The sequence below is a fragment of the Pseudomonas sp. ATCC 43928 genome, from assembly GCF_005938665.2.
Taxonomy (GTDB): Bacteria; Pseudomonadota; Gammaproteobacteria; order Pseudomonadales; family Pseudomonadaceae; genus Aquipseudomonas.
The window spans coordinates 5,429,435-5,456,094 of sequence record NZ_CP041753.1 but is presented as its reverse complement, the minus strand read 5'-3'; the positions used below and the strand labels follow the sequence as shown (position 1 = coordinate 5,456,094).

24 protein-coding genes are annotated in these 26,660 nt (G+C 59.2%); 6 read left to right on the top strand and 18 right to left on the bottom strand.

The window, feature by feature from the left end; genetic code table 11:
• Positions 1 to 10: 10 nt before the first annotated feature.
• The 6 genes from cmoB to plsB form a co-directional block, all read right to left on the bottom strand.
• Positions 11 to 967: a tRNA 5-methoxyuridine(34)/uridine 5-oxyacetic acid(34) synthase CmoB gene (gene cmoB, locus FFH90_RS25040; protein WP_018927039.1), complete on the bottom strand. Its 957-nt coding sequence runs from the start codon at positions 965 to 967 to the stop codon at positions 11 to 13.
• On the bottom strand, positions 964 to 1,743 hold the full coding sequence (gene cmoA / locus FFH90_RS25035; protein ID WP_018927038.1) for a carboxy-S-adenosyl-L-methionine synthase CmoA: 780 nt from the start codon (positions 1,741 to 1,743) through the stop codon (positions 964 to 966). The genes cmoB and cmoA overlap by 4 nt, the downstream gene beginning before the upstream one ends.
• Before the next feature lie 216 nt (positions 1,744 to 1,959).
• Positions 1,960 to 2,595 carry a lysoplasmalogenase gene (locus FFH90_RS25030; protein ID WP_018927037.1) on the bottom strand — a complete coding sequence of 212 codons (636 nt, stop codon included), beginning with the start codon at positions 2,593 to 2,595 and terminating at the stop codon, positions 1,960 to 1,962.
• Between the two features lie 2 nt (positions 2,596 to 2,597).
• Positions 2,598 to 2,990, bottom strand: coding sequence for a protease inhibitor I42 family protein (locus FFH90_RS25025; RefSeq protein ID WP_019647790.1), 393 nt, complete (start codon positions 2,988 to 2,990; stop codon positions 2,598 to 2,600).
• Positions 2,991 to 3,189: 199 nt separating this feature from the next.
• Positions 3,190 to 3,879, bottom strand: coding sequence for a DUF4197 domain-containing protein (locus FFH90_RS25020; protein ID WP_138866263.1), 690 nt, complete (start codon positions 3,877 to 3,879; stop codon positions 3,190 to 3,192).
• Between the two features lie 45 nt (positions 3,880 to 3,924).
• Positions 3,925 to 6,429, bottom strand: a complete 2,505-nt coding sequence (gene plsB, locus FFH90_RS25015) for a glycerol-3-phosphate 1-O-acyltransferase PlsB (protein ID WP_138866262.1) — start codon at positions 6,427 to 6,429, stop codon at positions 3,925 to 3,927.
• A gap of 504 nt (positions 6,430 to 6,933) precedes the next feature.
• Here plsB and FFH90_RS25010 point away from each other — a divergent pair.
• Entirely contained in the window at positions 6,934 to 7,143 is a 210-nt protein-coding gene (locus FFH90_RS25010) for a cold shock domain-containing protein (RefSeq protein ID WP_007940478.1), read from the top strand.
• Positions 7,144 to 7,263: 120 nt separating this feature from the next.
• Here FFH90_RS25010 and FFH90_RS25005 read toward each other — a convergent pair whose 3' ends face one another.
• The 4 genes from FFH90_RS25005 to FFH90_RS24990 form a co-directional block, all read right to left on the bottom strand.
• Positions 7,264 to 7,641, bottom strand: coding sequence for a hypothetical protein (locus FFH90_RS25005; protein ID WP_018927031.1), 378 nt, complete (start codon positions 7,639 to 7,641; stop codon positions 7,264 to 7,266).
• Positions 7,642 to 7,736: 95 nt separating this feature from the next.
• Entirely contained in the window at positions 7,737 to 8,546 is an 810-nt protein-coding gene (locus FFH90_RS25000) for a putative RNA methyltransferase (RefSeq protein ID WP_138866261.1), read from the bottom strand.
• Positions 8,546 to 9,697 carry a succinyl-diaminopimelate desuccinylase gene (dapE, locus tag FFH90_RS24995; RefSeq protein WP_138866260.1) on the bottom strand — a complete coding sequence of 384 codons (1,152 nt, stop codon included), beginning with the start codon at positions 9,695 to 9,697 and terminating at the stop codon, positions 8,546 to 8,548. The genes FFH90_RS25000 and dapE overlap by 1 nt, the downstream gene beginning before the upstream one ends.
• A 142-nt stretch (positions 9,698 to 9,839) precedes the next feature.
• On the bottom strand, positions 9,840 to 12,428 hold the full coding sequence (locus tag FFH90_RS24990) for a glycosyltransferase (protein WP_064621348.1): 2,589 nt from the start codon (positions 12,426 to 12,428) through the stop codon (positions 9,840 to 9,842).
• 287 nt (positions 12,429 to 12,715) lie between these two features.
• Here FFH90_RS24990 and tcdA point away from each other — a divergent pair, with 287 nt between their 5' ends.
• Complete coding sequence (gene tcdA, locus FFH90_RS24985; protein ID WP_370741112.1) at positions 12,716 to 13,528, top strand: tRNA cyclic N6-threonylcarbamoyladenosine(37) synthase TcdA; 813 nt, start codon at positions 12,716 to 12,718, stop codon at positions 13,526 to 13,528.
• A 41-nt stretch (positions 13,529 to 13,569) separates the two neighbouring features.
• Here tcdA and FFH90_RS24980 read toward each other — a convergent pair whose 3' ends face one another.
• The 8 genes from FFH90_RS24980 to map all read right to left on the bottom strand — a co-directional run bounded on the left by FFH90_RS24980 (position 13,570) and on the right by map (position 22,979).
• Complete coding sequence (locus FFH90_RS24980) at positions 13,570 to 13,974, bottom strand: SufE family protein (RefSeq protein WP_064620073.1); 405 nt, start codon at positions 13,972 to 13,974, stop codon at positions 13,570 to 13,572.
• Positions 13,971 to 15,176, bottom strand: a complete 1,206-nt coding sequence (locus FFH90_RS24975; RefSeq protein WP_138866259.1) for an aminotransferase class V-fold PLP-dependent enzyme — start codon at positions 15,174 to 15,176, stop codon at positions 13,971 to 13,973. The genes FFH90_RS24980 and FFH90_RS24975 overlap by 4 nt, the downstream gene beginning before the upstream one ends.
• 94 nt (positions 15,177 to 15,270) lie before the next feature.
• Entirely contained in the window at positions 15,271 to 16,305 is a 1,035-nt protein-coding gene (gene dapD / locus FFH90_RS24970) for a 2,3,4,5-tetrahydropyridine-2,6-dicarboxylate N-succinyltransferase (RefSeq protein WP_064620069.1), read from the bottom strand.
• 33 nt (positions 16,306 to 16,338) lie between these two features.
• Complete coding sequence (locus FFH90_RS24965) at positions 16,339 to 16,701, bottom strand: ArsC family reductase (RefSeq protein WP_064620065.1); 363 nt, start codon at positions 16,699 to 16,701, stop codon at positions 16,339 to 16,341.
• A 399-nt stretch (positions 16,702 to 17,100) separates the two neighbouring features.
• The gene (locus FFH90_RS24955; RefSeq protein ID WP_168206184.1) at positions 17,101 to 17,823 is read right to left on the bottom strand and encodes a M12 family metallopeptidase; all 723 of its coding nucleotides are present in this window, start codon (positions 17,821 to 17,823) and stop codon (positions 17,101 to 17,103) included.
• A gap of 268 nt (positions 17,824 to 18,091) precedes the next feature.
• On the bottom strand, positions 18,092 to 19,291 hold the full coding sequence (gene dapC, locus FFH90_RS24950) for a succinyldiaminopimelate transaminase (RefSeq protein ID WP_064620059.1): 1,200 nt from the start codon (positions 19,289 to 19,291) through the stop codon (positions 18,092 to 18,094).
• A 157-nt stretch (positions 19,292 to 19,448) separates the two neighbouring features.
• Entirely contained in the window at positions 19,449 to 22,151 is a 2,703-nt protein-coding gene (locus FFH90_RS24945) for a [protein-PII] uridylyltransferase (protein ID WP_064620056.1), read from the bottom strand.
• A 45-nt stretch (positions 22,152 to 22,196) separates the two neighbouring features.
• Positions 22,197 to 22,979 (bottom strand): type I methionyl aminopeptidase, encoded by a 783-nt coding sequence (map, locus tag FFH90_RS24940; RefSeq protein ID WP_018927020.1) that lies wholly within the window; start codon positions 22,977 to 22,979, stop codon positions 22,197 to 22,199.
• 372 nt (positions 22,980 to 23,351) lie between these two features.
• Between map and rpsB the strand changes: the two genes are divergently transcribed.
• The 4 genes from rpsB to frr all read left to right on the top strand — a co-directional run bounded on the left by rpsB (position 23,352) and on the right by frr (position 26,651).
• Positions 23,352 to 24,089, top strand: coding sequence for a 30S ribosomal protein S2 (rpsB, locus tag FFH90_RS24935; protein WP_018927019.1), 738 nt, complete (start codon positions 23,352 to 23,354; stop codon positions 24,087 to 24,089).
• A gap of 190 nt (positions 24,090 to 24,279) precedes the next feature.
• Complete coding sequence (gene tsf / locus FFH90_RS24930) at positions 24,280 to 25,143, top strand: translation elongation factor Ts (RefSeq protein WP_018927018.1); 864 nt, start codon at positions 24,280 to 24,282, stop codon at positions 25,141 to 25,143.
• A gap of 210 nt (positions 25,144 to 25,353) precedes the next feature.
• The gene (gene pyrH / locus FFH90_RS24925) at positions 25,354 to 26,097 is read left to right on the top strand and encodes a UMP kinase (protein WP_003198235.1); all 744 of its coding nucleotides are present in this window, start codon (positions 25,354 to 25,356) and stop codon (positions 26,095 to 26,097) included.
• A complete protein-coding gene (gene frr, locus FFH90_RS24920; RefSeq protein WP_007940501.1) occupies positions 26,094 to 26,651 on the top strand; it encodes a ribosome recycling factor in 558 nt (185 codons plus the stop codon). Before pyrH ends, frr begins: the two co-directional genes overlap by 4 nt.
• Positions 26,652 to 26,660: the final 9 nt, after the last annotated feature.

Sequence of the window (26,660 nt, the reverse complement as noted above, 5' to 3'; positions counted from 1 at the left end):
CGCGAAGCTTTTACTTGCGGGCAACAATCACCGCACGCATCGGCGCCGGCAGCCCTTCGATCGTTTTGCTGTGATCATCCGGATCAAGGAAATCGCTCAACGACTGATACTTCATCCATTCCGTCCCGCGTTGTTCCTCGACCGTGGTCATGCTCACATCCACGCAACGCACATCGCTGAACCCGGCGCGACGCAGCCACAGCTCCAGCGCCGGCACCGACGGCAGGAACCAGACATTGCGCATCTGTGCGTAACGGTCTTCCGGCACCAATACCTGTTGTTGATCGCCTTCGATCACCAGCGTCTCCAGCACCAGTTCACCGCCCTTGACCAGGCAATCCTTCAGCGCCAGCAAATGCTCGATCGGCGAACGACGGTGGTAAAACACGCCCATGGAAAACACGGTGTCGAACCCTTCCAGATTCGGCGGCAGGTCTTCGAAAGGGAAGGGCAGGTGCCAGGCATTGGGCTCGGACAGGTAACGCTGTACGGCCTGGAACTGGCAGAAGAACAGCCAGTTCGGATCGACACCAATTACGCTGTCGGCCCCGGCGCCGAGCATACGCCACATGTAATAGCCGTTGCCGCAGCCGACATCGAGGATGCGTTTGCCCTTCAGGTCCAAATGTGGAGACACCCGGGACCACTTCCAGTCCGAGCGCCATTCGGTGTCGACATGCACGCCGAACAGGTCAAACGGCCCTTTGCGCCAAGGTGACAAGCCCATCAGCGCGGTGCGCATTTGCGCGCGGGTTTCATCGTCGCAATCGGTGTCCAGCTTAAGGCCGTTCAACAAGTCGACTTCGCTCGGCTGGATCTTCGGCAACGCATCCAGAGCGCTCTGCCAGCGCTCCAGATCGCCGTGACCTTTTTCCATTTTCTTGTCGAGTTGCACTTGCAGGGTGTTGGCCCATTCGGCCAGCGGAGTACCGGCCAGACGGCGGGCGAGGGGGGACAAATCAATCATGGCAAGGCAATCAACGAGGCAAAATTAAGACACTGGAACCACGGCACGACTTTCGAGAAACCGGCGGCCAACAGGCGTTCGCGATGTTCTTCGAGGCTGTCGGGCTTCATGACATTTTCGATGGCGCTGCGCTTCTGGGCGATTTCCAGTTCGCTGTAGCCGTTGGCGCGTTTGAAGGCCACGTGCAGGTCAGTGAGCAGCGCGTGTTCTTCGGGGTCATTGAAGCGCAGCTTCTCCGAGAGAATCAGCGCGCCACCGGGCAACAGCGATTGGCGGATGCGCGCGAGCAGCGCGGTGCGCTGGTCCGGGGCGATGAATTGCAGGGTGAAGTTCAGCGCCACCACCGAGGCCGGCTGAAATTCCAAGGCAAGGATGTCGCCTTCGATCACTTCCACCGGCAGCAACTCCTGGAACATCGAGTCCTGGCCGTTGAGGTATTCGCGGCAACGCTCGACCATGGCCGCGGAGTTATCCACAGCGATGACGCGGCAGCCGTCGGTGCGCACGTGGCGGCGCAAGGCCTGGGTCACGGCGCCCAGCGACGAGCCCAAATCGTAGAGCACGCTGTTTGGCTGAGCGAATTGCGCGGCGAGCACGCCGAGGTTTTCAACGATGGTCGGATAACCCGGCACCGAGCGCTTGATCATGTCCGGGAACACCCGCACCACGTCCTCGTTAAAGGCGAAGTCAGGCACCTGGGCCAAAGGCTGGGCGAAAAGGCGATCGGATTCTTTGCTCACGGCGGTTCCAGCGGTGTAGGTGGAAAAGGCCGGCATTTTAGCCAACTTGGCGCGGGGATGCGCGGGTTTGCTGATAAACCGCCGGACTAACCTCGGTTAATGCAGAGACATGCTGTTGTGGCGAGGGAGCTTGCTCGCGCTCGGCTGCGCAGCAGTCGTCATCCGGTAAGTGGGTTTTGTCTGGGAAGTTGGTGTCGCCTGGGTTGGGGCTGCTTCGCAGCCCAGCGGGAGCAAGCTCCCTCGCCACAGGATTCAGCGCGGTTCCTGGGTGAACGCCGACGCCGCAATCCCCCATTGCCCCAGCCAGTAACTCAGGATGATCACGTAAGGCGCGGCATGAAATGGCATCACAAACCGGTTAATGCCAATCACGCTGTCAGAACACACAAACGCCACCGCGCCCGCCGCTGCCAGCAGCGCCGAGCGTTTGGGCACATCGGTGCCGAGTCGGGCCAGGGCGCGCCAGAGCATGGCGCTGATAGCCAGGCCGTAGACGATCACCGGGACCAGCAGCGGCCCCAAGCCATTGGAAATCAGAATCCCCAGCAGCACGGCACCCACGCCGAAGGCGAGGATCAGCGGCAACACAGCCAGACGCCGGCAATCGCTCAAATAAGCCTTCAGATACGCCAGATGCGCGAGCAAAAATGCTCCAAGTCCAAACACGAACAAGTCTTGCGGCCATGCCAGCAACACATCGCCGACCAAGGAGAAAATCAAACCCAGGCTGATCCAGCGTCGATACTCGCTGGGCGGTGCATCGTGCAACCAGCCGAGCAGGGCCAGCACAGGCATCGGTTTGACCAGCAGGCAGAGCAGCGCGGCATGCACGCTCAGGCCATACACAAAGGTCACCGCGCCCATCAGCGCCAGAATCAGCCAGCCCACGATCAGTTAACCGCGATGGCGCAGTCGAAGGTTTGCACCGCCGGTACTTCCGGTGCCCACGGTTGTGAGTAAGTCAGCCGCAGGCGGCCAGTGCCGGTGGCGAAGGCCTGGAAACGCCAGGTCGAGATGCCGGCACTGCCGACGATCCCGGCGTCTTCCGGGTTGCTGTAAACCTCGGGGCTGAGCGCGCGCAACACACCACCGGCTGAATCCTGGATCGCCCAGCGGTAACCCGTGGTCGGGTTGCTCGGCAGCGTCAGGATCAGGGTTTGCCCGTTGTGCAGTTTCGCCGGGCATTCGCTTTGTTTTTCCACGGTCAGGTTCTGTTTCGGTTGCGAGGCGCAAGCACTCAGCAGAGCAAGGGCGAGGGGGACAAACAGGCGAGTTGGGGACATAAGATCAGCGGCTCCGGCGTTCACGACGAACGGCGAGCATAACTGAAGATGAGACAAATTGTGACGGCCGCCCATTAGGGATGATCGGGCACGGGAGGTGGGTAATGCCCGTCAGTCAAGTGCAGTCCATGTGGGAGCGGGCCTGTGGCGGTGCGGCATTCCGACAAACCCCCTCGCCACAGGCCCGCTGCCAGTGAGTTTAGAGTGTGCCGAAAACTTTCTTCGCCAAACTGGTCGCCGCTGCCGCAGGGTTCTTGCGAATGTTTTCTTCCTGTTTGCCAATCATCTCGAACAACCCGTTCAACGCCTGCTCGGTGACGTAGCTTTCGATGTTGGCATTTTTCGCATCCAGCACACCCAGCGTCGCGGCTTGCCCGGCGAACGCGTTGTATTGTTGAGCCAAACCCACCTGGTCGGTGGCTTGCTTGACGATCGGCAAGAACTTGGTGCGGATCTGTTCGCGGCTGGTTTTGCTCAGGTACTGAGTGGCCGAATCCTGGCCGCCGCTGAGAATCCCCTTGGCATCTTCCACGGTCATCTTCTTCACCGCATCCACCAGAATCGGCTGAGCCTGCGTTACCGCCGCTTCAGCTGCCTTGTTCATGCTGGTTTCCAGTTGATCGACCTGATCGCCCATGCCGAACTGTTTCATTTTCTTGGCGACCTTGCCCAGTTTTCCCGGCAGTTCGATTTTCACGTCCGGGTTGTCGCTGAAGCCGCCGGGTGTGCCCAGTTGTTTGACAGCCAGCTGCGCGCCTTGGGTCAGGGCGTCCTTGAGCCCGCCGGTGGCGTCTTGTTGCGACAGGTCACTGAGTGACAGTGCCAGGGCGTTGGCGCAAATCATCAAGCCTGCGCACAGGCCGGCGAAGCGAAGGGTAGGGCGGAGCATGGTGGCTTCCTTGTTCGTAAATAAGGTTGGGAACGATGTTGAAATTTAGTCGGTTTGCGCCGCCGTCGCGACTTGGTCCGCCGCATCTTCACTGCGATGCAGTGCCACCTGACGGATCGACAAGCGAATCTCCGCTGGCAGCACCCGTTTGGCCGCACCTTCGGCCAGTTCACCCAGCAGTTCGTGGTAGCTCAGCTTGCCGGCTTCGTCGCGGCGCAGCACGTCGAGGTCCAGCATTGTCTGGATGAAATGACGGAACAGGCTCTTGTCGAAGAACTCCGGGGCGTTCAGGCCGTGGAGGATCGACAGGCGCTGGGCCATGACGGTGCACAGGTCTTCCAGTTCTTCGGCGCTGATGCTGTTCTGGCCGCTGTTGAGCAGCAGGGAAACGGTCATGTAGAAGCGCTGCAAGGTCTGGGCAATGCTTTTCGACAGCAGCGTCAGCAATACGAAATGCCGCGAACTTGGTGCCGGGCGCAGGTACACGTCCTTCTCGAAACGCAGCAGGCCTTGCTCGACGAAGGCTTCGAGCCACTGATCGATCACGCCATCGAGTTCGTCCAGTGTCCAGCGAATGAACAGCTCCGATTGCAAGTACGGGTACAGCGCACGGGTGTAGCGCAGGATCTGCTCGCGGCTCATGCGCGACGCGCTCTGGAAGAAACTCGCCAGCAGCGACGGCAACGCGAAAATGTGCAATACGTTGTTGCGGTAGTAGGTCATCAGGACGGCGTGCTGTTCGTCCAGGTACAGAATCTTGCCCAGCGCATCGTTCTGCTCAGACAGCAGGTTCATGTCCTTCACATGTTCGATCAGCGCGCGGCCGTCACCGTCCGGCAGGGTGGTGTGCGGCGAGTAGGGAACCTTGCGCAACAGCGCCAGATACAAATCGAGCACCCGCGCCATGGCGCGATCGTCCAGGGCCAGGCGGCTGGTGGACAGCAGCGCCAGGGCTACCAGATTCACCGGGTTGATCGCCGCCGCTTCGTTCAGATGCTGCGCGACTTTCTCGCCAAGGCGGTTGGTGGTCTCGTTGAGCCAGGCCGGTTTGAATTGCGGGCCGTGTGCCTGTTGGCGCCAGTCTGGCTGTTCGCTGTCGAGGAACTCCGCCAGTTTGATCGGCTCACCGAAGTTCACCGCGACCTGACCGAAACGCTGTTTGAGCGCGCCGATGACTTTGAAGATGTCGAAGATCGACTCTTTCTTCTTGCTCGCGCCACGCAATTCGCCGAGGTAGGTGCGGCCTTCCAGCACGCGCTCGTAACCGATGTACACCGGCACGAACACGATCGGCATGCGCGACGAACGCAGGAAGCTGCGCAGCGTGATCGCGAGCATCCCGGTTTTCGGTTGCAGCATGCGCCCGGTACGCGAACGGCCGCCTTCGACGAAGTACTCGACCGGGAAACCTTTGGTGAACAGAGTGTGCAGGTATTCGTTGAACACCGAGGTATAGAGCGGATTGCCCTTGAAGGTGCGGCGCATGAAGAACGCACCGCCGCGACGCAACAGACCGCCGATCCCCGGCATGTTGAGGTTGATCCCTGCGGCGATGTGCGGCGGGGTCAGGCCGTTGCGGAACAGCAGATAGGACAGCAGCAGGTAGTCGATGTGGCTGCGGTGGCAGGGGACGTAGATCACTTCGTAACCCGGGGCGACCTTTTGCACGCCTTCGATGTTGTTGACCTTGATCCCGTCGTAGATCTTGTTCCAGAACCAGCTCAGCACCACTTCCATGAAGCGGATCGCGGTGTAGGTGTAGTCGGAGGCGATTTCGTTACCGTAGCGCAAGGCCTGGGCCTTGGCTTTTTCCGGGGAGATGTTTTCGCGCTCGGCTTCGTCGAGGATCGCTTGCTTGACCAGCGGCTGGTTGAGCAGGCCTTTTACCAGGTTACGCCGGTGGGAAATGTCCGGGCCGATCACCGCGGCTTTCAGATTGCGGAAGTGCACCCGCAGAATCCGCTGGGCCATGCGCACCGTGCGCTCGTGGCCCTTGTTGTGTTCGATCAGTTCGCGCAGATGGATCGGCGCCGAGAACTGCACCCGGGTTTTGCGCCCCAGCACGATGATGCTCAGCAACCGGCGCAACCGCCCGGTGACCGCCCAGCTGTCGGCGAACAGCAGCTTCCATGGGCTCGACTCGCTGTCTGGCGACTGGCCCCAGAACACGCTGACCGGGATGATCTGCGCGTCTTCGGCGGCGTTCTGGCTCAGGGCGCTGACCAGACGGGTCAGGGTTGGCGGCGCACCGCGTTTGTCCTGACGGCCGAGCCAGTCGGGATCCGGTGTCAGGTAAAAGAACGCGGCGGGCTCCACCAGCGCACCCACCGCTACCGGCAGTACCGGACGGGGCAGGCCGGCCTTGCTGCATTCGGTATCGACCACGGCAAGGTCGGTCAGCGAAGGATTTTGCAGGACGTAGAACACCGGCCGGCTGCGGTCGAGGTTAAGGGTGAACGACGACTGGTTGATCGTCTCTGAGCGAACCCAGAGGTACAGCAGTCGGCGCAGGGTGCCAAACACAAGACGGCGGAACGGGGAACGGGTCATACGGCTTCTGCGTGAGTGAATAAAACCGAGCAGTTGCTCGGGCGGGCGTAGGGGGCTTTCTCAATTGGTTTCCACGCCGCGTTGTCGCCTTAAAGCGAGCCAGGCAAGGCGCAGGCCGCTGGGAATGGTTGTTCCCTTTCCAAGGCCTGCAACGCAGGCTGGCCCGCTTTAAGGCACAACCCGAAGGGCCGGGCCTGCTGTTGTGCAGGGCTGCGTTGCTCGAAGCTTATTTGGAATGACCAAACCACGCTTCTCGCGCCTTGCCCTGCACAACAGCAGACCCGGCGCGGTGTGGAAACCAATTGAGAAAGCCCCCTAGTGTGCCGGATTCATCGAAAATCGGCAAAAAAGCGGCGAAGTAAACTCCTATTGAGAGTTTTCGCACCTGTCATATACTCGGCGGTCTGTCGCCGAGGCCCTTCAATGGACGTCGGATGCAGGCTGACGTTCCTCAAGGCTTTCCTGCGAAAAGCCCATTCAATAATAAAAAGGGAGTATGAACAGATGGCAACACGCGAAACCGGCAACGTGAAGTGGTTCAACGACGCCAAGGGTTATGGCTTCATTCAGCGCCAGGACGGGGTGGACGTGTTCGTGCACTACCGCGCGATCCGTGGTGAGGGGCATCGCTCGCTGACTGAAGGTCAGCAGGTTGAATATGCGGTGGTGGAAGGGCAGAAGGGATTGCAGGCTGAGGATGTTGTAGGTCTGTAAACCCGCAGAACCCTGTAGGAGCGAGCGGTGCGGCGATCCGACTTGCCCGCGAAGGCGTCATCACTGGCGCTAAAAGCTTCGCGGGCAAGCCTCGCTCCTACAGATTTATGCTTACGCAGATTACGCGGTTTTCCAGGTGATCTCTTCTTCACCATCGACACTGATGCGAATCCAGCGATCTGCCGTTTCCTCACCTTCTTCCTCGACCCAGCTACCCGGCGCACAACGCACTTCGACGTTCAATGCGGCAAATGCAGCGCGGGCGCAAGCGATGTCGTCTTCCCATGGGGTCTGGTCGCTTTCCAGGTACAGGCTGTTCCATTTGCCTACGGCTTTGGGCAGCCAGGTCACTGGCACGCTACCAGCCTTGCACTTGTAGGTCTGGCCTTTCTGAACCCAGTCGGTGCACGGGCCTAGAGCCGCGCCGAGCCAGGCCGCGATGGCTTTGTGATCGACGTCGGCGTCTTTCAGGTAAATCTCGATGTCCGGTTGGCGCATGGATGTCCTCACTGCGGGTCTGAAAAATCCATTCGCGGATTTAGCCGGCCTTGAGCCTTTACTCAAGACCAAAAATTAAAGTTGTTCTCTAACTGCTACTGCAGAACGAAATAATCGTAGCGCATCGAAACGGTGACCTCGAACGGTTCCACTTGTTCAATGACTGCTGTCCGGCGTTCGGCACTGGCGCGCCAGCCGTGGGGTGTCATCGCCAAGAGGTTCGCGCGATCCTGACCATTGACCAGCGTCAGTTTGAATTCCAGGGTTTCGCTGTGTTGCAACGCCATGCCTTCCGGCACCAGCGCCAGGTGCTTGTCGTCGGTGTACTCGCGCACTTCGTCATACAGCCGCTCACGCAATTCCATCAGATGGCCGCTGGTCGGCCCGACTTTCATCAAGCCGCCACCGGGGCTGAGCAGACGTTTGGCTTCTTCCCAGTCCAGCGGGCTGAACACGCTGGCCAAAAACTGGCAACTGCCCGAGGCCAATGGCACCCGCGCCATGCTGGCGATCAACCAGGTCAGCGCAGGGTTGCGCTTGCAGGCGCGTTTGACCGCTTCCCGGGAAATGTCCAGGGCATAGCCATCGGCGTTGGGCAAGGCTTCGGCGATTTGCGCGGTGTAATACCCCTCGCCACAACCGATGTCCAGCCAGCGCTGCGGCGCATAACCGGCCGCCAGTTCCGCCAGACGCTCGGCCACCGGCGCGTAATGGCCGGCGTTCAGAAAGTCGCGACGGGCTTCGACCATCGCCTGGTTATCCCCTGGGTCTCGGCTGTTCTTGTGCTGCACCGGCAGCAGGTTCAGGTAACCCTGCCGTGCGCGGTCGAAACGATGCCCGGCGGGGCAGGCCACGCCGTTGTCCACCGCGTTCAGCGGTTCGCTGCAGATCGGACAGGCGAGCATCAGGCGAGCAACTTGATCAGGGTCTGGTAGTAGATTTCGGTCAGCACGTCGAGGTCGGCCGCCAGTACACGCTCGTTGACCTGGTGGATCGTCGCGTTGACCGGGCCCAGTTCAACCACTTGGGTGCCCATGGTCGCGATGAAGCGCCCATCTGAAGTGCCGCCGCTGGTGGAGGCTTTGGTGTCACGACCAGTGATGTCCCTGATGCTCGCCGACACCGCGTCGAGCAGCGCGCCTGGCTCGGTGAGGAACGGCAGGCCGGACAGCGCCCAGTCGATGTGCCAGTCCAGGCCATGCTTGTCGAGAATGTCGGCGACGCGCTTTTGCAGGCCTTCGACGGTGGACTCGGTGGAGAAGCGGAAGTTGAACACCGCCACCAGATCACCCGGAATCACGTTGGTCGCGCCGGTGCCGGAATTGACGTTTGAGATCTGGAAACTGGTCGGCGGGAAGAAATCGTTGCCGTGGTCCCAGTGCTCGGCGGCAAGTTCGGCGAGCGCCGGGGCGGCGAGGTGGATCGGGTTCTTCGCCAGGTGCGGATACGCCACGTGGCCCTGCACACCGCGCACGGTCAATTTGGCGCCGAGGGAGCCGCGACGGCCGTTCTTGACCACGTCACCCACCAGGGTCGTGCTCGACGGCTCGCCGACGATGCACCAGTCCAGACGTTCCTTGCGGGCGGCAAGGCGCTCGACCACAGCCTTGGTGCCGTGATGGGCCGGGCCTTCTTCGTCGCTGGTGATCAGGAACGCGACCTTGCCCTTGTGATCCGGATAGTCGGCGACGAAACGCTCGGCCGCCACGGTCATGGACGCAAGGCTGCCTTTCATGTCTGCCGCGCCACGGCCGCAGAGCATGCCGTGTTCGTCGATCACCGCGTTGAACGGATCGATCTGCCAGGCCGCCACCGGACCGGTCGGCACCACGTCGGTGTGACCGGCGAAGCACAGCACCGGACCGTCATGTTTGCCGTGGGTCGCCCAGAAGTTATCCACATCTTCGATGCGCATCGGCTCCAGCATAAAACCGGCATCGCCCAGGCGCTGCATCATCTGCTTCTGGCAATCGGCGTCGACCGGCGTCACGGATGGACGGCGGATCAGGTCGATGGCGAGTTGAAGTGTCGGCGAAAGGTCGGCGTGGGCCGTCATGTAAGAACTCCGAGGTGCGCACGGTAAACATGTAGGAGCTGCCGAAGCAGCTCCTACCGAGTTTGTTGGCATTGAAAAAGGCGATCATTCTAAAGCAAAACGGCGGCCCGAAGGCCGCCGTTTGACGTTATCTAATAACGGATTACGCCGGTACCGGCGCAGCTTCTACCGAAGGTTTGGGCAGCGACGACAGGAACGCCATGATCAGCGCCGCCAGGTACGGCAGCGACTGCACCAGCAACATGGTCACCCAGAAGCGCATGTCGTTGCTGGGTATACCCTGCACCAGGAAGATCCCCAGTGCCGCGCCCCACAGCAGCAGCATGATGAACAGCTCTTCGCGAGCCTCCGAAATCGCCACCCAGAAGCCGTGGTTATCGGCATTCTTCGGTGTGCGGAAGAACGGAATGCTGCTGGTGAAGAAACCGTACAGCACCGCTTTGGCGATGGTGTGCGATAACGCCAGCCCGGCCAGCGCGGCGCAGAAGGCGTCTTTCAGGTTGACCCCGACCGCGCGGCGGTACAGGAAGATGATCTTGCCCACCTTGAACACGAACAGCGCCAATGGCGGGATCGCGAAAATCAGCAGCGGTGGATCGACCCGTTGCGGCACGATGATCATCGCCGCCGACCACAACAGCGCGCCGACGGTGAAGAAGATGTTCATGCCGTCCGCCACCCACGGCAGCCAGCCCGCGAGGAAGTGGTAACGCTGGCCACGGGTCAGCTCGGTGTCCTTGCCGCGCAGCAGGCTGGCGGTGTGACGCTTGATGATCTGAATCGCGCCATAGGCCCAGCGGAAACGCTGTTTCTTGAAGTCGATAAAGGTATCGGGCATCAGGCCTTTGCCGTAGCTGGTGTGGTAGTACGCCGCCGACAGACCTTTTTCGAACACGCGCAGACCCAACTCGGCGTCTTCACAGATACACCAGTCGGCCCAGCCCAGTTCCTCGAGCACCGAGCGCCGGGTCATGGTCATGGTGCCGTGCTGGATGATCGCGTCACGGTCGTTGCGGGTGACCATGCCGATATGGAAGAAGCCTTTGTATTCCGCATAGCAGAGCTTCTTGAAGGTGCTTTCGTTCTGGTCGCGGTAATCCTGTGGCGACTGCACCACGGCGATTTTCGGGTCGGCGAAGTGCGGCACCATGTGCTTGAGCCAGTTCGGGTCGACGCAGTAGTCCGAGTCGATCACCGCAATCACTTCGGCATCTTTGGCGGTATGTGGAATCAGGTAATTCAGTGCGCCACCCTTGAAACCAGCCAACGGTGCGACGTGGAAGAACTTGAAGCGTGGGCCAAGAGTTTCGCAATAATCACGCACCGGTTCCCAGACCGCCGGGTCCTTGGTGTTGTTGTCGATGATCAGGACTTCGAAGTCCGGATAGTCGAGATTGGCCAAGGCGTTGAGGGTCTGTTTGACCATCTCCGGCGGCTCGTTGTAGCAAGGAACGTGAATTGACACCTTCGGCCGGTAGTCCGATTCGCCCACCACGGGCAGGAATTCACGCCGGCGTTTGTGGGTCCAGACCGCTTCGGCCAGTTCATGGGCTTCCGTCAGCAGAACGATAAACACCCCGAGTGCACCGAGGGCTAGCAGGAAACCCACCGTCAAGCTGAACCAGGTGCTGTATTGCTGGCTGTAGTCGTAACCGATCCATACCAGCACCGAACCGCAGAGGAACGCGATAAAGGTCAGGAAGGTACGACCACGTTGGCGCAGGGCCGAGCCGTCGATCATCAGCAAGGTCAGGGATAGCAGGGCCAACACGGCAGAGCCGATCGCCAGCACACGCCATTGCGGGATCGCGACCACCGGGCCTTCGAAGTTGAATTTCTGCTGGCGTGCGGCGTTGAACACGCCCCAGTACGCGCCTACCGAGCCTTCGTCAGTGGCCTTCCACGGTTGGTCAAATGCTTCGATCACGAAGTAGTTGAAACCCTGGCGGTTGAGCTTGTTGACCAGTGTGCGCAAGTAAATGGCCTGGTCCGCCGGCGACGCATCGGCGCCACCGCGCATACGGCCGTTGCTCGGCCAGCCGACTTCGGAGAGCAGCAACGGTTTTTTCGGGAACATCTTTTTCAGGTCACGGGCGCGGTCGAGAACGAACTGGCCGGCCTTGTCCACAGGGATGAACTCCCAGTAGGGCAGAACGTGAGCTGCGATCAGGTCGACGTGCTTGGCCAGTTCCGGGTGTTCTTCCCAGACGTGCCACTGTTCGGAGGTGGTGACCGGAACCTTAACGGCCGCGCGCACACGATCCAGGATCACGCTCAGCTCGGCAGCAGTGATTTCCTTGCGGAAGATCGCCTCGTTACCGACCACGACGCGAACCACGCTGCGGGAGGTGTTGGCCAGTTGGATGGCGCGCTGAATCTCGCGCTCGTTGCGCTCCTGGTCCGGGCTGATCCAGATCCCCAGGGTTACCCGCAGGCCGAACTCTTCCGCCAGTTTGGGAATGTCCTCCAGCGTGCCGTCGACCGAGTAGGTCCGGATGTTGTCCGTCAGCTTGCTCATGATCTCCAGGTCGCGACGCATTTCATCGTCGGTCGGATACTGGTCTTTCTGCGGGTACTGGCCTTGTTGAAACGGCGAGTACGAGAAGCCGGAGATCTGTTCAGGCCAGTTGGGGGCGGAGACCGGGCGATTGACCAACGCCCAGAAACCGGTGAACAAGGCGGCGATTGCTAGAACCACTACCAGGTTGAGTCCAAATTTACGCGATGACATAGCTTTTTCGGGTTCCAAAGGCTGTGGAACGAAGGAACGGTTGGCGGCCGGCTGCCAGGTGGCAGGGGCGCGCATCCTACACTGGAGGTTCTCTGACCGTACAGCGAACAGGGAAACGCCCGACATTGGGCAGTCCAGGTCGACTTAAGTTCTTTGACCAGAGCGTTGTAGTCCAATTCCGATCAATTTTTTGTCAATTAAAGCAGTCGACACCGCCGTTCATAGTGCAAAGATGCTCTTGGCCGCCCATAGCCCTATAATGCGCGCCGGTTTTTGGGGTAATGGTCATGAGTACAGAAGATCCGCGGTTTGCTGGTATCGCCCGCTTGTATGGCATTGAAGGCATGGAGCGCTTGCGCGCGGCCCATGTGGCGATCGTCGGCGTCGGTGGTGTCGGTTCCTGGGCGGCGGAAGCGGTTGCCCGGTGTGGCGTGGGCGAGATATCGCTGTTCGACCTGGACGACGTCTGCGTCAGCAACGTCAACCGTCAGCTGCATGCGCTGGACAGCACCGTCGGCAAGCCCAAGGTCGAGGTGATGGCCGAGCGCCTGCGCGGGATCAACCCGGACTGCACGGTGCATGCGGTGGCGGACTTCGTCACCCGCGAAACCATGGCCGAATACATCACGCCGAACATCGACTGCGTGATCGACTGCATCGACAGTGTCAACGCCAAGGCGGCGCTGATTGCCTGGTGCAAGCGGCGCAAGATCCAGATCATCACCACCGGCGGCGCGGGAGGGCAGATCGACCCGACGCTGATCCAGGTCTGCGATCTGAATCGCACGTTCAACGATCCGCTGGCGTCGAAAGTGCGCTCTACATTGCGCCGCGACTATGGCTTCTCCCGTACCGTGACCCGCCACTACAGCGTGCCGTGCGTGTTTTCCACCGAGCAACTGCGCTACCCGAAACCCGATGGCAGCATTTGCCTGCAGAAGAGTTTTGTCGGGGACGGCGTGAAGCTCGACTGCGCCGGGGGCTTTGGCGCGGTGATGATGGTGACGGCGACGTTTGGCATGGTCGCGGCGACCAAGGCTGTGGATAAGATTGTGGCGGGCGTGCGGCGTCCGGCGGATCGGATCAAACCTCAGGTTTAATGGTTGTGGTTCGATCGTTCCCACGCAGAGCGTGGGAGCGATCAGTGCGCTAGCTCACGCATCCGCTGCAACACCGCATTCAAGCCATTGCTACGGGACTGGGACAACTGGCGACCCAGCCCCAGCTGACTGAACCAATCCGCCAAATCCACCTGTTGCAACTCAACTGCGGACAACCCGTTGACCCGCGCCAGCAGCAACGCCACCAACCCGCGAATCAATCGCGCATCGCTGCTGGCGCTGAATTGCCAGTGCCCGTCCTGCAACGTGCCGACCAGCCAGACCTGGCTTTCACAGCCATGCACGCGGTTGGCGTCGACTTTATCCACATCGCTCAACGCAGGCAGACGGTCGCCCCACTGCATCAACAGCCGCGCCCGCTGTTCCCAGCTCGCCGCCTGCTGAAACGTGTCCAGCGCTGTAATGGCATCGACGGGCAAGGTCATCGCAACAACTCCAGGGCCTGATCCAGTGCTTCGAAAAAGCGCTCAAGGTCTTCGGAATTGTTGTACAGCGCCAACGACACCCGAATCGCCCCGGCCAGTTCAAAGCTTTTGAGCAACGGCATGGCGCAATGATGACCGGCGCGCACGGCGATGCCCTGTTCTGTCAGCAAATGCGCCAAATCAGAGTTATGCACACCCTCGACGACAAAACTGGCCAGGGCCAGCTGCGGTTTGCCCAGCAGGCGAATGCCGTTGCGCGCTTCCAGGCCTTTGAGCAGATAGTCATGCAGCGCCGCTTCGTGGGCGGACACGGCGTCTTGATCCAGCCCGGTCAAGTAGTCCAGCGTTGCGCCCAGACCGATCACACTGGCGATCGGCGGCGTACCGGCCTCGAACCCCAGCGGTGCGGACCGAAAGCGAGCATCGTGGTAGTTGGCGTCCAGCACCATTTCGCCGCCGAACTGCCAGGGGCGCAGCTGTTGCAGCGCTTCGTTGCGTCCGAACAGCACGCCCAGGCCATCGGGGCCATAGAGTTTGTGGCTGGAAAACACGTAGAAGTCGCAGCCCAGTGCCTGCACATCGTGCCGACCATGAACCACGCCTTGAGCGCCATCGACCACGGTCAGCGCGTTGTGTGTCTTGGCCATCGCCAACAGCGCGGGCAACGGTTGCCAGGCGCCCAGCACGTTGGACAGCTGGCTGACCGCCAGCAAACGGGTTCGCGGACCGATCAACTGCGCGGCGACATCCAGGTCGATCAAACCATCGACATTCAGCGGCAGGATCACCAGCTTCAGGTCGCGACGGTGGGCCAGTTGCTGCCACGGCAACAGGTTGGCGTGATGCTCCAGAGCGCTGATGACAATTTCATCGCCTGGATTGAAAAGGTGTTCCAGGCCATAGGCCAGGAGGTTCAGCGCGGAAGTCGCACCGTGGGTAAAGATAATCTGTCCGCAATCGCCGGCATTGAGCCATTGTGCAACTTTGCGGCGGCTGTCCTCGAACGCCTGGGTGGCATGGGCGCCGGGCAAGTGTTGCGCCCGATGCACGTTGGCCGCGCCGTTGGCGTAGTAATGCGCCAGGGCATCCAGCAGGGCTTGAGGTTTTTGCGTGGTGGCGGCGTTGTCCAGATAGGTCTGGTCTTGCCGTTGCAGTGCGGCGATGGCCGGAAAATCGGCGCGCCAGGGAGAAGGAATCATCATGTTGTTCGGCCCTGGTGACATGGGCGGGTGTACGCCTGACCTTGCAGGAGCGAGCGATGCGGCGCTCCTACAAGGTGATCGTTTGACGCTCTGCTTAGTTGTGAGCGTGCAGCGCTTCGTTCAGTTCGATGGCCGACTTGTGGGTTTTGCACTCCACGGCACCGGTTTCCGAATTGCGGCGGAACAACAGGTCAGGTTGACCGGCCAGTTCACGGGCCTTGACCACTTTGACCAGCTGATTCTTTTCGTCGAGCAGCGCCACCTTGGTGCCGGCTGTCACGTACAGGCCCGACTCAACGGTGTTGCGATCGCCCAACGGGATGCCGATACCGGCATTGGCGCCGATCAGGCAGCCTTCGCCCACCTTGATCACGATGTTGCCGCCACCCGACAGGGTGCCCATGGTCGAGCAGCCGCCGCCCAGGTCCGAACCCTTGCCGACGAACACGCCAGCCGACACGCGGCCTTCGATCATGCCCGGGCCTTCGGTGCCAGCGTTGAAGTTAACGAAACCTTCGTGCATCACGGTGGTGCCTTCGCCCACGTAGGCGCCCAGACGAATACGTGCCGCGTCAGCGATACGCACGCCGGCCGGTACCACGTAGTCGGTCATTTTCGGGAACTTGTCCACCGAGAACACTTCCAGCAGCTCGCCGCGCAGGCGGGCTTCCAGTTGATGCTCGGCCAGTTCGGACAGGTCGATCGCACCCTGGCTGGTCCAGGCCACGTTCGGCAGCAGCGGGAAGATCCCGGCCAGGTTCAGGCCGTGCGGCTTGACCAGGCGGTGGGACAGCAGGTGCAGCTTGAGGTAAGCCTCAGGCGTGGAGCTCAGCTGTGCGTCTTCGGCCAGCAGCGTGGCGACCAGCGGCTTGTGGCTCTCGGCCAGACGGGTCAGCAGCGCAGCTTGTGCAGCGTCGACGCTTTTCAGCGCTTCAGCCAGTTGCGATGCCTGAGCAGTGCTGAAGGCGATGGCCTGATTGCCTTCGGTGTAGCCCAGAACCGGTGCAATGGCAGCGACCAGTTCGGCCGACGGATTGAGCAGTGGCTGCGCGTAAAACACTTCCAGCCATGCGCCTTGACGGTTTTGAGTGCCGACACCAAAGGCCAGGCTGAACAGGGTAGTGGACATGTTGATACCTCTAACAAAATGGAACGGGCTGCCTTACTTGAGTGCGGCCGCGTAGATATCTGGCTTGAAGCCAATCAGGGTTCTGTCACCGAGATCGAGCACCGGGCGCTTGATCATCGAGGGTTGTGCGAGCATCAGTTCGATGGCTTTCGGCTGGTCGAGATCGGCTTTGCGTTCGTCGTCGAGCTTGCGAAAGGTCGTGCCTGCACGGTTCAACACCACTTGCCAGCCGTGCTCCTCGCACCATTGGGTCAGGTGTTCACGGTCGATTCCGACCGCTTTGTAATCATGGAAGTCATAGCCGACAGCGTGTTCATCGAGCCAGGTGCGCGCCTTTTTCATGGTGTCGCAGGCTTTGATGCCGAAAAGGTGCAACGTTTTGCTTGAAACGGTCAAGGAATTGCCCCCTTTGCAGGTGCTGAAAATAAAAGGTGACGGATTATGCCATGACCGGACAGTTTCGCGTCGACTGTGGTCGGGTTTGTCTTTTTGTCTTGGCAATCGACTGTTCTATACGACATAGGTGCAACGATCGGCCTGCAGTCTAAGCCGCTAATATGGCACTTCAATGCTGTCGATTGCTCGTGAACCGCGCTTTATGCGCGATGTTGAGTGTACGGCCGTTTGCCCACAGCTTTGAGTAGCTGACGAGCGAGCGCTTGCGTCGAGACTTGATGGTTGAAGCAGCGTTGGCTGGGTTTTTATTGACGGTGTGGATGAAGTATAAGGCTCTATAATGTGTAGCTTTATATTGACTGTCAGAGGCAGCTTATCCACCCCTGACAGTGTTTGGGTTTATCTCCCGCTGTAAATTTCTGTCATCAGCTTTACGTCGTTTGCAGATAAGCGATTGTTACGCGCTATCGCTACACCGTCGAGAGTAAGTTCAGCCTGGATAGGGTAGTGCATGATTGAGGTGCGGTCATAAGGCGATGTTCGGGTTTTTGGTTTTTCCAATTTTTTTAACAGGTTGGAATAGATCTCCTCTCTTGACCATTTTTGTGTTCGGCTCATGAATTCGTAAACGGCAGTTTCGTTCCAGTTAATATTGGCATCTGGATGTTGATGTTCGTGTTTAAGCCCAAGAGCGTGACCAAACTCATGCAGCACGTTACCGAAGAAAACTTGATTTAGTCCTTGCCATTGCAAATTCATGGTCGGTTCATCTTTCGGTACAAGCAGTGCGTCAGTGCCAACAACGGACCAATTCCCTGAATGGAAGTCGTCAGATATCCGGATATCACCCTCTGAACCTTCGACGAAAAGGATGCGAACGTCAAAGACGGCAGGTATCCATTGGTGGATTGCTCCTTGTGTGGCCTCGATGAACCAACGGTTTGTGCTCAGAAAAGCCACTTTTAGTGTCCGAGCTTTTTTCCAGAATTTGGTGTGGTCGCCTACAGCGCGTTTTTGTCGGCCTCCTGGTATTGTCTGGGGCGCGTTCGCTAGGTCTTCATTGATTGCCGCATCATAAGAAGCCTGAATATCATCGAGCTCAATGCACTTGCATAAGTTCATACTCGTCATCCTTGTGAGTGTGTTGTTTGAGGTCTCCGTTATTGGAGATGCATTGGTTTGTTTATCTATGTGATTTTGTTTTGGTCTAATGTTCAGGCGGGTTTTATAGTGTGTGTTGCTTGGTGTCGTCAATTGGCGGGCGAAAGGGATATGTAAGTTTTTTTTGTTGGGGGTGTTGTTGTGTGTGCTGGGTGTGGAGGTGTTATTAAATAAATGGCTTGGTTGATGATGCTCCGCACTACATTGCATAGTGCGGAGCTTTTATGAGTTATTTATTGCGTGTAATAAACGCGCGAATTCGCTCTGCGGCTTCAATGCATTCTGCCAACGGTGCAACCAGCGCCATACGTACTCGGCCTGCTCCGGGGTTTGAGCCGTTCACTTCGCGAGACAGGTAAGACCCTGGTACGACCGTCACGTGTTCCTCGGCAAACAGATCCCGGCAGAACGCCGCGTCGTCGCCATTTACGTTTGGCCACAGATAGAAACCGCCATCCGGGCGCTGCACATCCATCACCGGGCTGAGGATTTCCAATACCGCATCGTATTTCTCACGGTACAGCGCACGGTTGGCCCGCACATGCACTTCGTCGTTCCACGCGGCAACGCTGGCCAGTTGCGTTTGAACCGGCATCGCACAGCCGTGGTAAGTGCGATACAGCAGGAACCCCTTGAGGATGTCTGCATCGCCGGCCACAAAGCCCGAACGCAGGCCTGGCAGGTTGGAACGCTTGGACAGGCTATGAAACACCACGCAACGCTTGAAATCTTTGCGGCCTAGTTCAACGCAGGCGCTGAGCAAGCCGGGTGGCGGGGTCTGCTCATCGAAGTACAGTTCGCTGTAGCACTCGTCAGCGGCGATCACGAAATCGTATTCGTCGGCCAGGGCGATCAGTTTTTTCAGGGTTTCAACCGGGATCAACGCGCCGGTCGGGTTGCCCGGCGAGCACAGGAACAGGATCTGGCAACGCTTCCAGATGTCTGGCGAAACAGCGTCGAAATCCGGGTTGAAGCCGTTTTCGTCAAGGCATGGCAGGTAATGCGGCTTGGCTCCGGCCAGGAACGCCGCGCCTTCGTAGATCTGATAGAACGGGTTCGGGCTGACCACCAGCGCGTCTTCACCACGGTTGACCACGGTCTGGGTGAATGCGAACAACGCTTCGCGGGTGCCGTTGACCGGCAGCACGTTGCGCGCGGGGTCGAGCCAGCCATTTGGAACGCTGAAACGGCGTTCGCACCATGCGGCGATCGCTTCACGCAGGGCCGGGATGCCGAGGGTGGTCGGGTATACGGCCATCTGATCCAGATTGCTTGCCAAGGCTTCGGCGACAAAGCTTGGCGAGCGATGCTTCGGTTCGCCGATGGACAACGCGATGGCGCGTTTGTCCGGGTTTGGCGTGACGCTGCCGAGCAGGGCGCGGAGCTTTTCGAACGGGTAGGGCTGCAACTGGTTCAGAGCGTTGTTCATGGGGGCCTCGTTCAATATGGGAGCGGGCCTGTGTGGCGAGGGAGCTTGCTCCCGTTGGACTGCGCAGCAGTCGCAAGCTTTTGGGGTCGCTTCGCGACCCAGCGGGAGCAAGCTCCCTCGCCACACAAGCCCGCTCCCACAGGGGGATTGGGTTGATTCAGATGCTGATGCGCGAATGTTTGATATCGGGTTCCTGGTTGACGCTCAGCTGTTTGACGATTGCATCCTGCAAGCGGCTGCACAGCAAGGGGTCGGACAGCGGCTGATTGTTGGCGTCGGTGATGAAGAACACGTCTTCCACGCGCTCGCCCAAGGTGGCGATCTTGGCGTTCTGCAGCGACAGGTCGAACTCGAGGAAGATCGTGCCGATCCGCGCCAGTAACCCAGGACGGTCGGGTGCGCTGAGTTCCAGCACGGTCACCGGACGCTGGGCATCGTTGTGGATTGTCACCTGTGGCGCAAAGGTAAAATGTTTGAGTTGACGCGGCACCCGACGCTGGATAATCGTTGGGTAGTTGTCCGGATTGCGCAGGGCTTCGGTCAGGCCTTCGCGGATCTGCTTGACCCGCGCCGGGTTGTCGCCGATCGAGTCGCCATCGGTGTCGAGCACGATATAGGTGTCGAGGGTGAACTGGCTGCTGGAGGTGATGACCCGGGCGTCGTGAATGTTCAGGTTGAGCTGGTCCATCGCCGCCACGGTCACGGCGAAGAAGTCGTGCTGGTCCGGCGCATAAATGAAGATCTGCGTACCGCCCTCGAACTCGCGCTGGGTGGTTTCCTTGATCAGCACCAGCGGGCCGCCGTCGGCCGGCTGCTGCAAGATTGCATCAGTGTGCCAGGCCACGTCGCCGGCGGTGTGACGCAGGAAGTAGTCATCGCCCAGTTGTGCCCACAACTGCTCGACGTCGTCCGGGTCGGTGCCGCCGCGTACCAGAATGTCCAGCGCTGCGCTTTGGGTCTGGCGGATCTGTTCTTCGCGATCCACCGGGTTTTCCAGGCCGCGACGCAAGGCGCGCTTGGTCTCGGTGTAGAGCTGGCGCAACAGGCTCGCGCGCCAGGAGTTCCATAGCGTCGGGTTGGTCGCGTTGATGTCGGCAACGGTCAGCACATACAGATAATCGAGGCGGGTTTCATCGCCGACAATCTGCGCGAAATCGTGGATCACATGCGGGTCGGACAAGTCCTTGCGCTGGGCGGTGGTCGACATCACCAGGTGGTTTTGCACCAGCCAGACGATCAGGCGGCTGTCCCAGATCGGCAACTGATGGCGCTGGCAAAAGGCTTCGGCGTCCACTGCGCCGATTTCCGAGTGGTCGCCATGCCGGCCCTTGCCGATGTCGTGGTACAGGCCGGCCAGGTAAATCAACTCCGGCTTGGGCAGTTTGGCCATGAGCTTGCTGGCCAGCGGGAATTTTTCCGACACCTGGGTGTACTGCAACTTACGCAGGTGCTTGATCAGGTTCAGGGTGTGCGCGTCGACCGTATAGATGTGAAACAGGTCGTGCTGCATCTGCCCGACAATAAAGCCGAACTCCGGCAGATAACGCCCAAGGATCCCGTAACGGTTCATCCGCCGCAGGTTGCGGTGGACGCCGATCTTGCACTTGAACAATTCGATGAACAGGCTGGTATTGCGAATATCGTTGCGGAAGTCGTCGTCGATCAAATGACGGTTCTCGCGCAGCAGGCGGATGGTGTCGGCGCGTACGCCTTTGATCTCCGGCTGCTGGGCCATCAGCACGAAGATTTCGAGCATGGCGAACGGCGTGCGGCGGAACACATTGTTGTTGCGCGCCTCGATGTAGCCGTCGTGCAGCTGGAATCGCGAGTTGATCGGCTGGGGCGGTGCCTCGTCTTCGGGGGCCAGGATCACTTCTTCGAAGTGCTGGATGATCAAGTCGCTGAGCTGGGCAATGCTCATGACCACCCGGTAGTACTGCTGCATGAAGTTTTCGATGGCGTGCTTGGCGTCATTGCCGACGAAACCCAGCAGCCCGGCAATTGTGCGCTGGTGATCGAACAGCAGGCGGTCTTCGGCGCGGCCGGCGAGCATGTGCAGCGCATAACGCACTTTCCACAGGAATTCCTGGGACGAAGCCAGCAGGGCGTTCTCGCTCTCCACCAGGAAACCTTCGCCGGCCAGGGCCCGCAGGTTCAGGGTGCCGTACTCACGACGGGCAACCCACAGAATCGTCTGGATATCCCGCAGGCCACCGGGCGAGCCCTTGACGTTGGGTTCCAGGTTGTACTCGGTGTCGTTGTACTTGTGGTGACGGGCTTTCTGTTCGGCGCGCTTGGCCAGGAAGAACTCCTTGCTGGGCCACATGTGTTCTGTGCTGGTCACGTCCAGCATGCGCTGGCGCAGGCGCTCGGGACCGGCAATGGTGCGGCTTTCCATCAGGTTGGTGATCACCGTCAGGTCGGCGCGGGCTTCCTCGGCGCATTCGTCAACCGAGCGAACGCTCTGGCCGACTTCCAGGCCGATGTCCCACAGCAACGTCAGAAAACGCTCGATTGAATCACGGAAAATTTCGTGGTCGGCGCCGCCCAGCAGGATCAGCAGGTCGATGTCAGAGTAGGGGTGCAACTCGCCACGACCGTAGCCGCCGACCGCGACCAGCGCGATGTCGGCTTCGAAGTTCCAGTTGAATTGCTCCCAGGCCTTTTGCAGGATGTTATCGACGAACCAGGCACGATCCTCGATCAGCCGGCGAATCTCCCGGCCGCTGCGAAACCGCTCGTCGAGCACTTCGCGGGCCTGACGGATCGCCTTCTTGAAAGCAGCGATAGGGCTTGCCTTCAGGGCCAGTTCAGCCTGGAACTGGCCGCGGTCGAAGAGTTCGGGATCCACCTGCGGCATCGATTGGCTTTCCTTTCTATAAGGCTGGGAACGGCGCGGGCGGGATCAGGCCGAAACGCGCGGGATGGTATCGTCGCTGCGCAGGGTGAAGATCTCGTAGCCGGTATCGGTCACCAGCAGAGTGTGTTCCCATTGCGCCGACAACTTGCGGTCCTTGGTGATCGCGGTCCAGCCATCGCCCAGCACCTTGGTGTCGGCCTTGCCCTGGTTGATCATCGGCTCGATGGTGAAGGTCATGCCGGCTTTCAGTTCCATGCCGGTGCCGGCGCGGCCGTAGTGCAGGATCTGCGGTTCTTCGTGGAACACCTTGCCAATGCCGTGGCCGCAGAACTCGCGAACCACCGAGAAACCGTTCTTTTCCGCGTGCTTCTGGATCACTTCACCGATATCGCCCAGGCGGCAGCCGGGTTTCACCAGTTCGATGGCCTTGTACATGCATTCCTGTGTCACCTGGGACAGACGCTCGGCCCAGACTGGCACGGTGCCGACGTGGAACATGCGGCTGGTATCGCCGTGGTAGCCGTCCTTGATCACTGTGACGTCGATGTTCAGCGTGTCGCCATCCTTCAACGGCTTCTCGTTCGGGATGCCGTGGCAGACCACGTGGTTGATCGAGGTGCAGATCGACTTCGGAAAGCCCTTGTAGTTGAGCGGGGCAGGAATGGCTTTCTGCTCGTTGACGATGTAGTCGTGGCAGATGCGGTCCAGCTCTTCGGTGGTAACGCCCGGCTTGACATAATCGGCAATCATTTCCAGCACATCGGCGGCCAATTTGCCGGCGATCCGCATTTTTGCGATGTCCTCTGGGGTTTTGAGGGTGACGGTCATACAGGCTCTCTCTGCGCTCAATGGCGCCTTCTAAAACGAAATGGGCATTGCGCGAACGATCGTCGCGGCCCTGAAAAACGCAATTCTACCAGACGATCAGGGCAAATCTGAGCTTCTGTGCATCGCTTCTCTCTATAGGATGGCGCATTCTTGGGGGATTCCAAGGGCGGGATCAAAAGCATTCGCCAGGTTTTCAGAATGCGGGTTCCGTTTTTTCCGGCCTTGTGATATAAAATGCGCCGCTTTCCGGGGTACCCTGAAAAGCTTAAATCCACACACGTGTCGACACGATGACCTGGGTGCCTTCAGCTGATGCTGCTGGTTGGTCATTGGGATACGTGGAGGCCAAACCCGACTTATTAAGGAACTATCATGTCCCAAGTCAACATGCGCGATATGCTGAAGGCCGGTGTGCACTTCGGTCACCAAACCCGTTACTGGAATCCGAAAATGGGTAAGTACATTTTCGGCGCGCGTAACAAGATTCACATCATCAACCTTGAAAAAACCCTGCCAATGTTCAACGAAGCTCTGACTTTCGTAGAGCGTCTGGCCCAGGGCAAAAACAAGATTCTGTTCGTCGGCACCAAGCGTTCCGCTGGCAAGATCGTTGCTGAAGAAGCAGCACGTTGCGGTTCGCCGTACGTCGATCACCGCTGGTTGGGCGGCATGCTGACCAACTTCAAAACCATCCGTGCTTCCATCAAGCGTCTGCGTGACCTTGAAGTGCAAGCTGAAGACGGTACTTTCGCCAAGCTGACCAAGAAAGAAGCGCTGATGCGCACTCGCGATCTTGAGAAGCTGGATCGTTCCCTGGGTGGTATCAAGGACATGGGCGGTCTGCCAGACGCTCTGTTCGTTATCGACGTTGATCACGAGCGCATCGCGATCACCGAAGCCAACAAGCTGGGCATCCCGGTTATCGGCGTAGTCGATACCAACAGCAGCCCGGAAGGCGTTGACTACATCATCCCAGGCAACGATGACGCAATCCGCGCTATCCAGCTGTACATGGGTTCGATGGCTGACGCTGTTATCCGTGGTCGCAACAATGTTGCTGGCGGCACTGTAGAATTCGTAGCTGAAGAAACTCAGGCTGCAGCTGAGTAATTGACGCCCTGGCGTTGACTCAGTAAGCAAAAAGGGGGCTTGGCCCCCTTTTTGCCACCTCGAAAACCATTTGTCGGCGCCCACTGCTTTATCTGTAACGTGCGGCAGCTAACAAGGGTGGTTCGGGAAGAATTGATCGCCCGTTCGATCGGGTGGAATGGTTGAAAACCTATCCAAGAGGAATTTGAAAATGGCAGAGATTACTGCAGCGTTGGTCAAAGAACTGCGCGAGCGTACCGGCGAAGGCATGATGGACTGCAAAAAGGCCTTGACCAAGGCTGGCGGCGACATCGAAAAAGCCATTGATGACATGCGCGCTTCGGGCGCCATCAAGGCTGCCAAGAAAGCCGGCAACGTTGCCGCTGAAGGCGCAATCGCTCTCAAGGAAGACGGTAAATCCGCCGTTCTGCTGGAAGTGAACTCGCAGACCGACTTCCTGGCTCTGCAGGACGACTTCAAGGCATTTGTTGCTGCCAGCATTGAAAAAGCGTTCGCTGACAAACTGACCGATGCTGCTCCGCTGATCGAAGCGCGTGAAGCTGATCGTCTGGTTCTGGTTGGCAAGGTTGGCGAAAACGTCAACATTCGTCGCCTGGCTCGCGTTGAAGGCGATGTTGTTGGTGGCTACCTGCACGGCAACAAGATTGGTGTTGCGGTTGTTCTCAAGGGCGGCGACGTTGAGCTGGCCAAAGACATCGCTATGCACGTAGCGGCTACCAACCCTGAATTCCTGCTGCCGTCGGAAGTTTCCGCTGAAGCGATCGAGCGCGAGAAAGGCGTGTTCCTGACCCTCAACGCTGACAAGATTGCCGGCAAGCCAGAAAACATCGTTGAAAACATGGTCAAAGGCCGTATCAGCAAGTTCCTGGCTGAAGCGAGCCTGGTTGAGCAGGCGTTCGTCAAGAACCCTGAAATCAAGGTCGGCGACCTGGCCAAGAAAGCCGGTGCTGAAATCGTTTCTTTCACCTACTTCAAAGTAGGCGAAGGCATCGAGAAGCCAGTAGACAACTTCGCAGAAGAAGTTGCTGCCCAGCTGGCTGCCAGCAAGCAATAAGACGGTTTTTTAACTGTCGCCCTGAAGAGGCTGCCCGCTTACGCGCGCAGCCTCTTTTCAGATGGGGTTGCCAATTTTATTTGGTTTCCTTTTGGAACTGGCTTACAAAGCCATGTTCCGATGGCGCTGAAGCAGCGCCAAGCTAGAGTGAACGCCAGCTGTAAACAGCTCGCAAAGAATTTTTAAAATACGCCGCAGGAGAGATTCGCAATGGCTCAGCAGGGCAGTGGTTATCAGGCTCGCTATAAACGCATTCTACTCAAGCTTAGCGGCGAGGCCCTGATGGGCTCGGAAGAGTTCGGGATCGATCCGAAAGTTCTGGATCGCATGGCACTGGAAGTTGGCCAACTGGTTGGCATCGGTGTTCAGGTCGGTCTGGTGATCGGCGGGGGTAACCTGTTCCGTGGCGCAGCGCTCAGCGCCGCCGGCATGGATCGGGTCACTGGCGACCACATGGGCATGCTGGCCACTGTGATGAACGCCCTGGCGATGCGCGATGCGCTGGAACGTGCCAATATCTCGGCCATCGTGATGTCGGCCATTTCCATGGTTGGCGTGACCGATCACTATGATCGCCGCAAAGCCATGCGCCACCTGAACTCCAAGGAAGTCGTGATTTTCGCGGCCGGTACTGGCAATCCGTTCTTTACAACAGACTCGGCTGCCTGCCTGCGCGCAATCGAAATCGATGCCGATGTGGTGCTCAAGGCAACGAAGGTTGATGGCGTCTACACCGCTGACCCGTTCAAAGACCCGCATGCCGAGAAGTTCGATCATCTGACCTACGATGAAGTGCTGGATCGCAAGCTGGGTGTGATGGATCTGACGGCCATTTGCCTGTGCCGCGACCACAAGATGCCGCTGCGCGTGTTTAATATGAACAAACCCGGTGCCCTGTTGAATATCGTACATGGCGGCGCTGAAGGAACCCTGATCGAGGAAGTTCAACAATGATCAACGAAATCAAGAAAGACGCTAAAGAGCGCATGCAGAAATCCGTAGAATCGCTGGCGCACAACTTCGGGCGTATCCGTACCGGCCAGGCGCACCCAAGCATTCTGGAAGGCGTGATGGTTCCGTACTACGGCGCCGACACTCCGATCAAGCAAGTGGCGAACATCACCGTTAAAGACGCCCGTACCCTGCAAGTCGTTGCCTTCGAGCGCAACATGCTGGGCGCGGTCGACAAGGCTATCGGTAGCGCTGGCCTGAATCTCAACCCGACCAACCTGGGTGAGTTGCTGCTGATCTCCATGCCGGCCCTGACCGAAGAAACCCGCCGGGGCTTCACCAAGCAGGCTCGTGATGTCGCTGAGGATGCCCGTGTTGCCGTGCGCAACATCCGTCGCGATGCAAACAGCTCGCTGAAGGACCTGGTCAAGGAAAAGGAAATCAGCGAAGACGAAGAGCGTCGTGCCACTGGCGAGATCGACGATCTGACCAAGAAATTCGTGGCTGAAATCGACGCTAAGTTGGCGGAGAAAGAAAAAGACCTGATGGCCGTATAAGGGTCGAGT